At 72.1% G+C, this 12,692-nt stretch carries 7 protein-coding genes and 1 pseudogene; 5 read left to right on the top strand and 3 right to left on the bottom strand.

Annotated elements, in window-relative coordinates; all coding sequences use genetic code 11:
- Positions 1-89: 89 nt before the first annotated feature.
- Together BQ6202_RS07610 and BQ6202_RS07605 are read right to left on the bottom strand one after the other, a co-directional pair.
- Positions 90-3,971, bottom strand: a complete 3,882-nt coding sequence (locus tag BQ6202_RS07610) for a multifunctional oxoglutarate decarboxylase/oxoglutarate dehydrogenase thiamine pyrophosphate-binding subunit/dihydrolipoyllysine-residue succinyltransferase subunit (RefSeq protein ID WP_072313814.1) — start codon at positions 3,969-3,971, stop codon at positions 90-92.
- 89 nt (positions 3,972-4,060) lie between these two features.
- Complete coding sequence (locus BQ6202_RS07605) at positions 4,061-4,567, bottom strand: HNH endonuclease (protein WP_072313813.1); 507 nt, start codon at positions 4,565-4,567, stop codon at positions 4,061-4,063.
- 72 nt (positions 4,568-4,639) lie between these two features.
- Here BQ6202_RS07605 and BQ6202_RS07600 point away from each other — a divergent pair, with 72 nt between their 5' ends.
- The 5 genes and pseudogenes from BQ6202_RS07600 to BQ6202_RS15115 all read left to right on the top strand — a co-directional run.
- Positions 4,640-6,235, top strand: a complete 1,596-nt coding sequence (locus BQ6202_RS07600) for a bifunctional 3'-5' exonuclease/DNA polymerase (protein ID WP_072313812.1) — start codon at positions 4,640-4,642, stop codon at positions 6,233-6,235.
- A gap of 59 nt (positions 6,236-6,294) precedes the next feature.
- On the top strand, positions 6,295-7,737 hold the full coding sequence (locus BQ6202_RS07595; protein ID WP_072313811.1) for a GMP reductase: 1,443 nt from the start codon (positions 6,295-6,297) through the stop codon (positions 7,735-7,737).
- A gap of 115 nt (positions 7,738-7,852) precedes the next feature.
- Entirely contained in the window at positions 7,853-9,175 is a 1,323-nt protein-coding gene (locus BQ6202_RS07590) for a hemolysin family protein (RefSeq protein ID WP_072313810.1), read from the top strand.
- Positions 9,172-10,212 (top strand): hemolysin family protein, encoded by a 1,041-nt coding sequence (locus BQ6202_RS07585; RefSeq protein WP_072313809.1) that lies wholly within the window; start codon positions 9,172-9,174, stop codon positions 10,210-10,212. The genes BQ6202_RS07590 and BQ6202_RS07585 overlap by 4 nt, the downstream gene beginning before the upstream one ends.
- Positions 10,213-10,250: 38 nt before the next feature.
- A pseudogene (locus tag BQ6202_RS15115) lies at positions 10,251-11,090 on the top strand (glycosyltransferase 87 family protein); the annotation flags it as partial.
- Positions 11,091-11,384: 294 nt separating this feature from the next.
- On the opposite strand, the gene metX reads toward BQ6202_RS15115, so the two are convergent.
- A complete protein-coding gene (gene metX, locus BQ6202_RS07575; RefSeq protein ID WP_072313807.1) occupies positions 11,385-12,629 on the bottom strand; it encodes a homoserine O-acetyltransferase MetX in 1,245 nt (414 codons plus the stop codon).
- Between the last annotated feature and the right edge of the window lie 63 nt (positions 12,630-12,692).

Genomic DNA, 12,692 nt, shown 5'->3' with positions numbered 1-12,692 from the left:
GGCGTACGCAAGGATCCCCGCACGCTTTCGCGTGCGGGGATCCTTGGGTGCTGAGCGGTTCCTGAGGTCAGGTCCGGCGTCGGGCTCGATCAGCCGAGGGCGGACTCCAGGATGGTCGCGAGCTCGCGAGCGGAGCGCTTCGCCGAACCCGTCGCGGGGCTCGCCGACTGCGCCCGGCCGATGACGCGCAGCGTGCGGCCGTGCAGGTGGCGGGGGAGCGCGAAGTGGATGAACGGCCACGAGCCCTGGTTGAGCGGCTCCTCCTGGACCCACACGAGCTCGGCGTTGGGATAGCGATCCACGACGGCGTTAATCTCGTCGATCGGCAGCGGGTAGAGCTGCTCCACGCGCACGAGCGCGATGTCGCTGCGGCCCCGCTTCGCGAGCTCGGCCTTCAGGTCGTAGTGCAGCTTGCCCGAGTGCAGCAGCACGCGCTGCACCGATGCCGCATCCTGCACCTGCTTGTCGTCGATCACCGTCTGGAACCGACCGCTCGTGAAGTCCTCCACCGAGCTCGTCGCGTCGCGCAGCCGCAGCATCGCCTTGGGCGTGAAGATCACCAGCGGACGACGCGGGCGCGCGTAGGCCTGGCGCCGGAGCAGGTGGAAGTGGTTCGCCGGCGTGGACGGCCGGGCGATCGTCATGTTGTTCTCGGCAGCGAGCTGCAGGAATCGCTCGATGCGCGCCGACGAGTGGTCGGGGCCCGCACCCTCGTAGCCGTGCGGCAGCAGCAGGACGAGCGAGGAGTGCTGGTTCCACTTCTGCTCGGCCGACGAGAGGAACTCGTCGATGACGATCTGCGCGCCGTTCGCGAAGTCGCCGAACTGCGCCTCCCACAGCACGAGCGCATCGGGCCGCTCGACCGAGTAGCCGTACTCGAAGGCCATCGAGGCGTACTCGCTCAGCAGCGAGTCGTAGATCGACAGGCGACCCTGGTCCTCGCCGAGGTTCGCGAGCGGCAGCCACTCCTGGCCGTTGCGGCGGTCGTGCATGACGGCGTGGCGCTGCACGAAGGTGCCGCGTCGGGTGTCCTGGCCCGACATGCGCACCGGCGTGCCCTCGAGCAGCAGCGATCCGAGGCCCAGCAGCTCCCCGAAGGCCCAGTCGACCCCGCCCTCGCGGCTCGCCTTGACGCGCTTGTCGAGCACCTGCTGCACCTTCGGGTGCACCTTGAAGCCCTCCGGCGGGTTGCCGTGCGCGGCGCCGATCGCCTCGATGACGGATGCGTCGACCCCGGTGATCTCCGGCTCGCTCGCGACCGTCTCGGGCGCATCCGGCGTCACGACCGGCATCGAGCCGGTCGCGGCAGCGTGCGTCTCCATGAAGGCCTGCTCGAGCTTGCCCTGGAAGTCGGCCTGCGCCGCCTCGTACTCGTCCTTCGTGATGTCGCCGCGGCCGACGAGGTTCTCGGCGTAGAGCGTGCGCACCGAGCGCTTCTGCTCGATGAGCGAGTACATGAGCGGCTGCGTCATGGTCGGGTCGTCGCCCTCGTTGTGCCCGCGTCGGCGGTAGCAGATGAGGTCGATGACGATGTCGCGCTTGAACTCCTGGCGGTACTGGAAGGCCAGCTCGGCCACGCGGACGACCGCCTCGGGGTCGTCGCCGTTCACGTGCAGGATCGGCGCGTGGATGGACTTCGCGATGTCGGTCGCGTAGGTCGACGAGCGCGACTCCGACGGGGGCGTCGTGAAGCCGACCTGGTTGTTGACGACCAGGTGCACGGTGCCACCGGTCTTGTAGGCGCGCAGCTGCGACAGCTGGTGGGTCTCGAAGACGACGCCCTGGCCCGCGTTCGCCGCGTCGCCGTGCACGAGCACCGGGAGCACGGTGTGCTCGCCGTTGCCGAGGCGATCCTGCTTGGCCCGCACGATGCCCTCGAGCACGCCGTTGACGGCCTCGAGGTGCGAGGGGTTCGCGGCCAGGTAGACCGGCACGGTGGAGCCGTCGGCTGCGGTGAACTCGCCGGCGTTGCCGAGGTGGTACTTCACGTCGCCAGAGCCCTGGAATACGGCTGCGCCCTCGAACTCCTGGAACACCTGGCCGTAGGTCTTCCCGGCGATCGAGGTGAGCACGTTGAGGCGCCCGCGGTGCGGCATGCCGATCGCGACCTCGTCGAGTCCCGCCGCCGCCGCGCCGGCCAGCAGCGCGTCGAGGAAGGCGATCATCGACTCGGCACCCTCGAGCGAGAAGCGCTTCTGCCCGACGTACTTCGTCTGCAGGAACGTCTCGAAGGCCTCCGCCTCGTTGAGCTTGCGCAGGATGCGCATCTGCTCGTCGTGCGTGGGCTTGACGTAGGGCACCTCGAGGTGGCTCTGGAACCACTGGCGCTGCGAGGGATCGGCGATGTGCATGTACTCGATGCCGATGGTGCGGCAGTACGAGTCGCGGAGCACGCCGAGGATGTCGCGCAGGAGCGCAGAGCGCTTGCCGCCGAAGCCGCCGGTGACGAACTCGCGGTCGAGGTCCCAGAAGGAGAGGCCGTGCTGCTCGATCTCGAGATCCGGGTGCGTGCGCTGCACGAACTCGAGCGGGTCGATGTCGGCCATCAGGTGGCCGCGCACGCGGAAGGCGTTGATGAGCGTCGTGACGCGCGTCTGCTTCGAGAGCTCGTCCGCCTCCCGCACCGACACATCCGTCGACCACTTGATGGGCTCGTACGGGATGCGCAGGTCGGCGAAGATGTCCTTGTAGAAGTCGTGCTCGCCGACGATCATGGCGTGCACGATCTTGAGGAACTCGCCGGAGCCGGCGCCCTGGATGACGCGGTGGTCGTAGGTCGAGGTCAGCGTGACGGTCTTGCCGATGCCGGAGCTGGCGAGCGCCTCGGCGCTCGAGCCCATGAACTCCGCCGAGTAGTCGAGCGCGCCGACGCCGATGATGCAGCCCTGGCCGGGCATGAGGCGCGGCACCGAGTGCACGGTGCCGATGCCGCCCGGGTTCGTGAGCGACAGGGTCGTGCCGGCGAAGTCAGCGGCGCCGAGCTTGTTGTCGCGCGCCTTCTTCACGAGCGCCTCGTAGGCGGCGACGAACTCCGAGAAGTCCATCGTCTCGCAGCCCTTGATGCTCGGCACGAGCAGGGCGCGGGTGCCGTCGGGCTTGGGGATGTCGATCGCGATGCCGAGGTTGATGTGCGGGGGAGCGACCATCGCGGGCTTGCCGTCGATCACGTCGTAGTAGACGTTCTGGCTCGGGAAGGCCTTGAGCGCCTGCACCAGGGCGTAGCCGAGGATGTGCGTGAACGAGACCTTGCCGCCGCGTGTGCGGCGCAGGTGGTTGTTGATCACGATGCGCTGGTCGATCATCAGCTTCGCGGGCACCGTGCGCACGCTCGTCGCCGTCGGCATCGACAGCGACTTGTCCATGTTCGCGGCGAGGGTCTTCGGCATGCCGCGGAGCGTGGTGACGACGGGCTCGTCGGTCTGCTCCTCTGCGGGCTTCTTCGCCTCGGCGGCCGGCGCATCCGCCGGGACCGGCTTCGGGCGCGCGGCCTGCGCCGTGGTCTTCGCCACGATGCCGCCGTCGCCCTTCGCGGCGGGGGCAGGGGTCTCGGCCTGGCCCTCGGTGTCCTCCTGCGGCGCGTCCTGCGCTCGCTGGCCCTCGCCGGAGTCGACGGGCTGGTCGGGGCGCGACGTGGCGCGCACCGGCTTGCGGGGCGGGGCTGGCTGCGCGGGCGCTGCGGGCGCGGGCGCTGCTGCCGCGGGCGCTGCCGCGGGCGCTGCGGCGGGCGCTGCGGCGGGCGCTGCAGGCGCTGCTGCCTTCGCCGGGGTCGGCGCTGCGTCGCGGGCGGCGGGCTTCGGCGCCTCGCTCATGCCGGTCGCGGCACCACCGGCGTCACGCTGCTCCGCGTATCGCTCCAGGATGGGCCACCACGATCGTGCGACCGAGTCCCTGTCGTTGAGGAAGAGCTGGTACTGCTCCTCGACGAGCCACTCGTTCGCTCCGAAGTCGTTCTCGTCCGCAGGGCTGGACACGGTATCGATCGCCTCTTTCGATTCGTTCGGGCATGCCGCAGGCAGGTTGCGGCCACACTGGCATCAAGCATAGTGGCGAGCCGCTCTCGTCAGTGCGCCAGGCCGAGCTCCTGCAGATCCACTCCGGCCGCCTCGACGGCGAGCATCATGACCTCGCGCCGCCACACGACGCGCGGCTCGAAGCGCAGCACCATGCCCGCCTCAGCGGGGGTTCGGCTGCCCTTCGCCCCGTTGCACCTGGCACAGGCGGTGATGGTGTTGAGCCAGTCGGTGGCGCCGCCGCGCGAGCGGGGGTGGATGTGGTCGATCGTCGCGCCCGCGGCGTCGCAGTAGGCGCAGCGGCGGCGGTCGCGCTCGAGCACGCCGCGCCGGCTCCACGGCATGCGGTCGTAGAGCCGCGTGTGGGGGATCGGCACGTAGTCGTTGAAGACCACCACGCGCGGCACCGGCAGCTCGACGGAGTTCGAGCGGATCATGCCGTCCGCGGCGAGCATGATCTGCGCGCGCTCCTTGACGATGAAGGCGACGGCGCGCTGCAGCGAGGCGACGCCGATGGGCTCGAGCGTCGCGTTGAGCACCACCACCTGCGCAGTCATCGCTGTCTCCGCGACCATCGTGCCGCACTTGGGTGAACGGCGCCTGTCTGACCTGCCGACTACGGTGCAAGCATGACTGCGGCTGGTGACGTCGGCGTCGCCGCGCTCGACCGCGGCGCACGCGTCGTCGTCGCGACGCTCGCGGGCGGCCGGGCGTCGGATGCAGTGGTGCACGAGAGCGCGCACGTCGCCGCGGATCCGCGGCTGGCGGCACCTGGCGTCCGCATCGTCTGGCAGGACGCGAAGGCGATCGCGCCCGCCCTGCTCGACGCCGGTGTCGTGCTCGACCGCGTGCGCGACGTGCGGCTCGTGCACCGGATCCTCGTCGAGGCGCGCGCCCTCCCGGCAGAGGAGCGCTGGTCGCATCCGCTGCGCACCGACGCCGAGGGCCTCTTCTCGCTGGCGCCCGAGGCCGAGCCGCTCGACGCGCTCGCCGAGCAGCTCGAAGCGCAGGAGTCGGCGATCGGCGACGACCCCGGGTTGCGGATGCTCGCGGCCGCCGAGTCGATGGGTGGCGTGCTCGCGGTGGAGCTCGGCAGGCAGGGGCTGCCCTTCGACAGGGCCCGCCACGACGCGCTGCTCGTGGAGGCGCTCGGCGAGCGCCCGCCGGGCGCCGGCGCGAGCGCGAGACCGCGCCGCATGGATGCGCTGGCGGCCGAGGTCCGGGAGGCGCTTCAGGCGCCCTCGCTCAACCCGGACTCACCGCAGGAGGTGCTGAAGGCGCTCCGGCGGGCGGGCCTCGACGTCGCATCGACCTCGCGCTGGGAGCTCGCCGAGCACGAGCACCCCGCCGTCGCTCCGCTGATCGAGTACAAGCACCTCTCGCGCCTCCACACCGCCAACGGCTGGGCGTGGGCGCAGCGCTGGGCCCGCATCGACGAGCGCGGCAGGTGCCGGCTCGCGCTCGAGTACGTGCCCGGCGGCGTGGTCACGGGTCGCTGGGCGACGGAGGGTTCCGGCGCGATGCAGATCGCGCGGCAGATCCGCGGCGCGGTCGCGGCGGAGCCCGGCATGCGCCTCGTGGTCGCCGACGCCGCGCAGCTCGAGCCGCGCGCGCTCGCCGCGATCGCGCGCGACGAGGCGCTCGCCGAGGCCGGCCGCGGCACCGACCTCTATCGCGGGCTCGTCGACCGCGGGGTCGTCGACACGCGGCAGCACGCGAAGCTCGGCATGCTCGGCGCGCTGTACGGCGGGACGACGGGCGAGTCGGCGGCGGTCCTCCCGCGGCTCGCGCGCGCCTATCCGAAGGCGATGGGCGTCGTGGAGTCGGCGGCGCGGGCCGGGGAGCGGCGCGAGCGGGTGCGCACGTGGCTCGGGCGCACCTCGCCGCTGCCGCCGCGCTGGCGCGACGACGAGCGCGGGCTGCGGCAGGCGCGCGCGTGGGGCAGGTTCACGCGCAACTTCGTCGTGCAGGGCACCGCCGCCGAGTGGGCGCTCGCCTGGATGGCGGGCGTGCGCAGGGCGATCCGCGACGTCGACGGCGCCGCGCTCGTGTGCTTCCTCCACGATGAGGTGATCGTGCAGGTGCCGGAGGAGCGCGCCGAGGAGGTCGCGGCAGCGGTGCGCGAAGCGGCGGCGGAGGCGGGGAGGCTGCTCTTCGGCCGCTTCCCGATCGAGTTCCCGGTGCAGACGGCGATCGTGGGGGACTGGGGTCAGGCGAAGGACTGAGCGCCCGCCCCTCGCCGCCGCGGGCCTCGCCCAGCCGACCGGCCGAATACCCTGGAGGCATGCGATTCATCGACGACGTCCCCGAGCACGACCTGACCTACTCCGACGTCTTCCTGGTCCCCAGCCGCAGCGACCTCGGCTCGCGCATGAGCGTGGACCTCTCGCCCGATGACGGCACGACCGCCACCCTCCCGATCGTCGCCGCGAACATGAACTCGGTCACCGGCCCCCGCATGGCCTCGAGCCTCGCCCGCCGCGGTGGGCTCGCGGTCCTCACGCAGGATCCGCCGCTCGAAGAGACCATCGCCTCCATCGATTGGGTGAAGGCGCAGCCGATCGGCCTCGAGTCGCCGCACCTCGCGGGCCCGCAGGACGTCGTCGCCGAGGTGCTCGAGCGCGTGCCCGCGATCGCCGGCCACTGCGTCGTGGTCGAGGACGCCGACGGTGCGCTGCTGGGCGCCATCCCGGCGGAGCGGCTCGCCTCGGCGCTGCCGGACGCCGCGCTCGGGGACCTGCTGCACTCGCAGCTGCCGCAGCTCTCGCTCGCCGACGTCGCCGACGGCCGCGCGATGTTCGCCGCGCTCGAGCGCGAGGGCGTCTCGGTGGCGCCGGTCGTCGAGGGCGGCCGGTGCGTCGGCGTCGCCTCCCGCCTCGGAGCGCTGCGGCTCGACATCTACCGACCTGCACTGGACGCATCCGGACGCCTGAGCGTCGCAGCTGCCGTCGGCATCAACGGCGACCCGGGCGCGAAGGCCGCCGCGCTCGTCGAGGCCGGCGTCGACGTCATCGTCGTCGACACCGCGCACGGGCACCAGGGCGGCATGGTGCGCGCCCTGGAGGGTGTGCGCGCGGCGATCGGCGACGCGGTGCCGGTCGCGGCCGGCAACGTCGTCTCCTCCGACGGCGTGCGCGACCTGGTCGCAGCAGGCGCATCGATCCTGAAGGTGGGCGTCGGTCCCGGTGCCATGTGCACGACCCGCATGATGACGGCGGTGGGCCGCCCGCAGTTCTCCGCGGTGCTCGACACGGCCGCGACCGCGCTCGAGCTGGGCGCGCGGGTGTGGGCCGACGGCGGCGTGCGCTACCCCCGCGACGTCGCGCTCGCGCTCGCAGCAGGCGCGTCGAGCGTCATGGTCGGCTCCTGGTTCGCCGGCACGATCGAGGCGCCTGGTCGGTTGCAGCGCGACGAGCTGGGCCGGCTCTACAAGGAGTCGTGGGGCATGGCCTCCACGAAGGCCGTGGTGGGGCGCTTCGGCGGGCTCGACGCCTACGAGCTGGCGCGCAAGACGCTCTTCGCAGAGGGCATCTCGTCGTCCACGATCCTGCTCGACCCGCAGCGCCCGAGCGTCGAGGACCTCGTCGACATGATCACCTCCGGCGTGCGCTCGTCCTTCACCTACGCAGGCGCCTCATCGGTGCCGGAGTTCCGCGACCGCGCGCGCGTCGGCGTGCAGTCGGCGGCCGGCTACGAGGAGGGCAAGGCGCTGCCGGTCAGCTGGTGACGCCCGCGCCGCGGCGCGGCGGTGGTGCACGGGGCGATGCGGGGGCTGGGTTCGGTAGGATTCCCCGCGTGAACGACGACTGCAGTCATAGTCCCGAGCCGGATCCGATCCGCTGATGGACCTCATCCTCATCTCCATCGGCGTCATCCTGACGATCGGAACCGGCCTCTTCGTCGCCAGCGAGTTCGCGCTGGTGAACCTCGACCGATCGGATGTCGAAGCGCGCCGCGAGCGCGGCGAGAAGCGCCTCGACGGCACGATCAAGGCGCTCAAGCAGACCTCGACGCACCTCTCGAGCGCGCAACTGGGCATCACGCTCACGACGCTCCTGACCGGCTACACGATGGAGCCCGCGATCTCGCGGCTGCTGAGCCCCGTGCTCATCTCCTGGGGTCTCTCCGAGGGCGTGGCCGGCCCGGCCTCGAGCGTCATCGCCATGACCGGTGCGACGATCCTCTCGATGATCGTCGGCGAGCTCGTGCCCAAGAACCTCGCGCTCGCCAAGCCGCTCGGCACGGCGATCGGCGTCACGCCCTTCCAGCGCGCGTTCACCGCGATCTTCAAGCCAGCGGTGCTCGCGCTCAACGGCTCCGCGAACGGCATCCTGCGCTCGATCGGCATCGAGCCGAAGGAGGAGCTCTCCGGTGCCCGCACCGCGGAGGAGCTCTCCACGCTCGTGCGCCGCAGCGCCATGGAGGGCGCGCTCGACGCCGATGCGGCGACGCTGCTCTCGCGCACCCTGCGCTTCTCGGAGCTCACCGCCGGCGACGTCATGACGCCGCGCCCGCGGGTCGAGGCGATCGAGCGAGGCGACTCGGTCGCCGACCTCGTCACCCTGGCGCACGCGACCGGCTTCTCCCGCTTCCCCGTGATCGACGGCGACCTCGACGAGGTGATCGGCATCGCCCACGTCAAGCAGGCGATCTCGGTGCCCCGCGACCGCCGCGCCGACGTGCCCGTCGCAGCGATCGCCGAGGATCCGCACCGCGTGCCCGACTCGGTGCACCTCGACGCGCTGCTCTCCGACCTCAAGGAGAGCGGCTACCAGCTTGCGATCGTCGTCGACGAGTACGGCGGCACCGCCGGCATCGCGACGCTCGAGGATCTCGTCGAGGAGGTCGTCGGCGAGGTCTCCGACGAGCACGACCGCCTGCACGTCGACGTCATCCACGGGCCTGGCTGGACGACCTTCCCCGGCGAGCTGCGCCCCGACGAGCTGCGCGAGCGCGCCCGCATCGAGATCCCCGAGGACGGCCCCTACGAGACCGTCGGCGGCTTCATCATGGCCGAGCTCGGCAGCCTGCCGGTGGTCGGCGACACCGTCGCGATCGAGGGCGGCACGCTGCGCGTCGAGCGCATCGACGGCCGCCGCGTGGACCGCGTGCGCCACATCGCCGCATCCGATGCGTCGACCGAGACCACGGAGGTCGAGCGATGAACGACTGGCTGGGCATCATGTGGCTCGTCATCCTGCTGGTGGCGAACGCCTTCTTCGTCGGCGCCGAGTTCGCCGTCATCTCTGCCAAGCGCAGCCAGATCGAGCCGCTCGCCGACCGCGGCAACGCGGCTGCGAAGCTCGCGCTCTGGGCGATGGAGCACGTCTCGCTCATGCTGGCCATGTGCCAGCTCGGCATCACCATCTGCTCGCTGCTGATCCTGAACGTCTCAGAGCCGGCGATCCACCACCTGCTCGAGGGTCCGCTGTCCTGGACGGGGCTGGCCCCCGAGGTCGTCTCCGTGGTCGCGTTCGTGATCGCGCTGCTGATCGTCACCTACCTGCACGTCGTGCTCGGCGAGATGGTGCCGAAGAACGCCGCCTTCACGGTGCCCGACCGCGCCGTGCTGCTGCTCGCCCCGCCGCTCGTGCTGATCTCCCGCATCTTCAAGCCCATCATCTGGGTGATGAACGCGGTCGCCAACGGCATCCTGCGCCTGTTCGGCGTGCAGCCCGTCGACGAGGCGGCGAGCGCCTTCACGATCGACGAGGTCGAGACGATCGTCGAGACCTCGAAGCGCGAGGGGCTGCTGTTCGACCCGACCGGCGCCATCAGCCGCACCTTCGAGTTCACGGCCCGTCGCGTGCGCGACGTGGCGCTGCCGCTCGAGGACATCGTCACGCTCGCGCCCGGCGCGACGCCGACCGACATCGAGGCGGCGGTGCGCGAGCGCGGCTTCTCGCGCTACGTGGTGACGGATGCCGACGGCACCCCGAGCGGCTACGTGCACATCAAGGACGTGCTCGGGGCCGACGACGCGCACGCCGACCTGCCCGTGCCGGCGAAGCGCATCCGCCAGCTCGCCTCGATCTACCAGGACGCGGAGGTCGAGGACGCGCTCGCGCTGATGCGCTCGACCGGGGCGCACATCGCGCGCTCGTTCGACGAGCAGGGCGAGACGACCGGGCTGCTGTTCCTGGAGGACATCATCGAGGAGCTCGTCGGCGAGGTCCGCGACGCCACCAGGAGGCTCTTCTGAAGCCATCGCGCAGCTGGGCGTGGCTCGCCTTCGGCGGCGTGCACGCCCTGCTCGCGATCCTGAACATCCCGAGCGTCACCGACGCCTACGGCGACGTGCGCACCGTGTACCCGTTCTGGGTGCAGCAGAGCGTCGAGGGCGGCTGGCTCGGGATCGACGTCGAGTGGGTCTACCCGCTCCTGGCGTGGGTGCCGATCCTGGTCTCGAACGTCCTGGGCACGGATGCGCTGCCGCTCGTGTGGATGCTCATGGTCACGGCGCTCGACGCGGTCGCGTTCGCGCTGCTGCTGCGCATGCCCAGGGGACACGTGCTCGCGTGGGTGTGGCTGGGGCTGCAGGTCGCGCTCGGGCCCGTCGCGCTCGGCCGCATCGACACGGTCGCCGTGGCGGTGTGCATCATCGGCCTGGCTGTGCTGCGCCAGGGCAGGACGGGGTGGGCGGCCGCGGCCTTCACGGTCGCCGCCTGGATGAAGGTCTGGCCGGGCGTGCTGTACCTGGCGATGCTCATCGCCCGACGCGAGCGCGGCAGGATCCTGCTCGCCGGCGCGCTCGTGTCGGGGGCAGTGCTCGCGGTCGCCGCGCTGCTGGGCTCGGAGCACGCGCTCTCATTCCTCTTCCAGCAGGGCGACCGCGGCCTGCAGATCGAGGCGGTCGCCGCGACGCCGTTCATGTGGCTCGCGGCCTTCGGCGACGGCTACGTCTACTTCGACCGGCAGATCTACACCTTCCAGATCGACTACGACGGCGTCTCGCAGGTGGCCGAGCTCGCGACACCCGTGCTCGTCGCCGCCGTCGCCGCGCTCTGCGTGCTGGGCGCGGTCGCCGTGCGGCGCGCGCATCGGCACGAGGCGATCGTCTGGCTCGCGGTGGCCCTCGTGGCGGCGCTGATCGTGACGAACAAGGTCGGCTCGCCGCAGTTCGTGCTGTGGCTGACGCTGCCGGCGCTGCTGCTCGCCGAGGCGGGCGCGCGGCGTCACTGGATCGGCGTCGGAGCGATCGGGCTCGTCGCGCTGCTCACGCAGCTGCAGTTCCCGTGGACGTACGAGTGGCTCGTCGTCGCCGACCCGCTCGCGGTGCTGCTGCTGACGCTCCGCAACCTCGTGCACGTCGGCATCCTGGTGGGCGCGGTCGTCATGCTCGTGCGCGCCGCCCGCCGCGGCCCGTTCGCGCTCTCAGGCGATGAGCGACGCGAGCAGGTCGCCAACGCGGCCCGACTCGATGAGGAAGGCGTCGTGGCCGAAGCCGCTCTCGAGCACGACGGGTTCGGTGCCGGAGGTGCTCGTCGGGATGCCGGCGGCGAGGCGGCGCTGGTCGGCGACCGGGAAGAGCCGATCGCTGGAGATGCCGACGACGAGCGTCGGTGAGGTGATGCGCTCGAGCGCCGCCTCGACGCCGCCGCGCCCGCGGCCCACGTCGTGGGTGGTCATGGCGTCGACGAGCCGCACGTAGGAGCCCGCGTCGAACCGGCGGGTGAAGCGGTTGCCGTGCACGTCGAGGTAGGACTCGACCTGGAACCGCCCGCCGGCGAGCGGGTCGACGCTCGACTGCCACTCGCGCCGGAAGCGCTCGTTGAGCTCCTGCTGGGAGCGGTAGCCGAGCATGGCCATGCGGCGGGCGAGCGCGAGGCCGCGACCCGGACCGGCGTGCCCCGGCAGGTCGTAGAAGTCGCCGCCCAGCCAGCCTGGGTCGTTCGCGACGGCCTCGATCTGCAGCGTGTTCTGCGCGATCTGGTCGGCGGAGGTCGCTGCGTTGGAGGCGAGCAGGGCCGCGCTGCCGACGCGCTCGGGATGCGTGACCGCCCACTCGAGCGCGTGCATGCCGCCCATCGACCCGCCCACGACGGCGTGCCAGCGCTCGATGCCGAGCCGGTCGGCGAGCCGACGCTGCGCCTCGACCTGGTCGCGCACCGTGACGCGGGGGAACCGCGAGCCCAGCTCGACCCCGTCGGGCCCCAGCGAGGCCGGGCCCGTGGTGCCCTGGCAGCCGCCGAGCATGTTGGGCGCGACGACGAAGTGCCGGTCGGTGTCGATCGCGAGCCCGGGGCCCACGACCTCCTCCCACCAGCCGGCGGTCGGATGCCCGGGGCCGGCCTGGCCGCGCACGTGGCTGTGCCCGGTGAGCGCGTGGAGCACGAGCACCGCGTTGCCGCGGGTCTCGTCGAGCGTGCCCCACGTCTCGTAGGCGACAACCGCATCCGCGATCGTGCCGCCCGCTTCGACGTCGAGGTCGCCGATGCGGGCGAAGCGGCGCTCGCCAGGGTCGTCACCGGGCCGCCAGGCGCCGGTGACGGGCACCGGAGCGCGCTCGGAGCCGAGCCAGGCGCCCGGCGCCGAGCCGGGACCGGAGCCGAGCTCCGCGAGCCGAGCGGCGGGCACCCTGGAGGCCGGCTGCGCGTCGTCGCTCAGCTGCCAGTCCACGGGTGCCCGCCCTCTGCGTCGTCGGATCGCTGCTGCGGAGCGCCGGTCGTGCGCGCGCCGCTC

It is taken from the genome of Agrococcus sp. Marseille-P2731, from assembly GCF_900117395.1.
In the GTDB taxonomy this organism is placed as follows: domain Bacteria; phylum Actinomycetota; class Actinomycetes; order Actinomycetales; family Microbacteriaceae; genus Agrococcus.
The sequence above is the reverse complement of the archived record's forward strand: the minus strand, read 5'-3'. Positions and strand labels throughout refer to the sequence as shown.

What these genes read in the sequence shown, in the direction of transcription:
- BQ6202_RS07605 (WP_072313813.1), bottom strand. Translation starts at nt 4,567, where the DNA reads ATGACTGCGCAGGTGGTGGTGCTCAACGCGACGCTCGAGCCCATCGGC.
- BQ6202_RS07600 (WP_072313812.1), top strand. Translation starts at nt 4,640, where the DNA reads ATGACTGCGGCTGGTGACGTCGGCGTCGCCGCGCTCGACCGCGGCGCA.
- BQ6202_RS07595 (WP_072313811.1), top strand. Translation starts at nt 6,295, where the DNA reads ATGCGATTCATCGACGACGTCCCCGAGCACGACCTGACCTACTCCGAC.
- BQ6202_RS07590 (WP_072313810.1), top strand. Translation starts at nt 7,853, where the DNA reads ATGGACCTCATCCTCATCTCCATCGGCGTCATCCTGACGATCGGAACC.
- BQ6202_RS07585 (WP_072313809.1), top strand. Translation starts at nt 9,172, where the DNA reads ATGAACGACTGGCTGGGCATCATGTGGCTCGTCATCCTGCTGGTGGCG.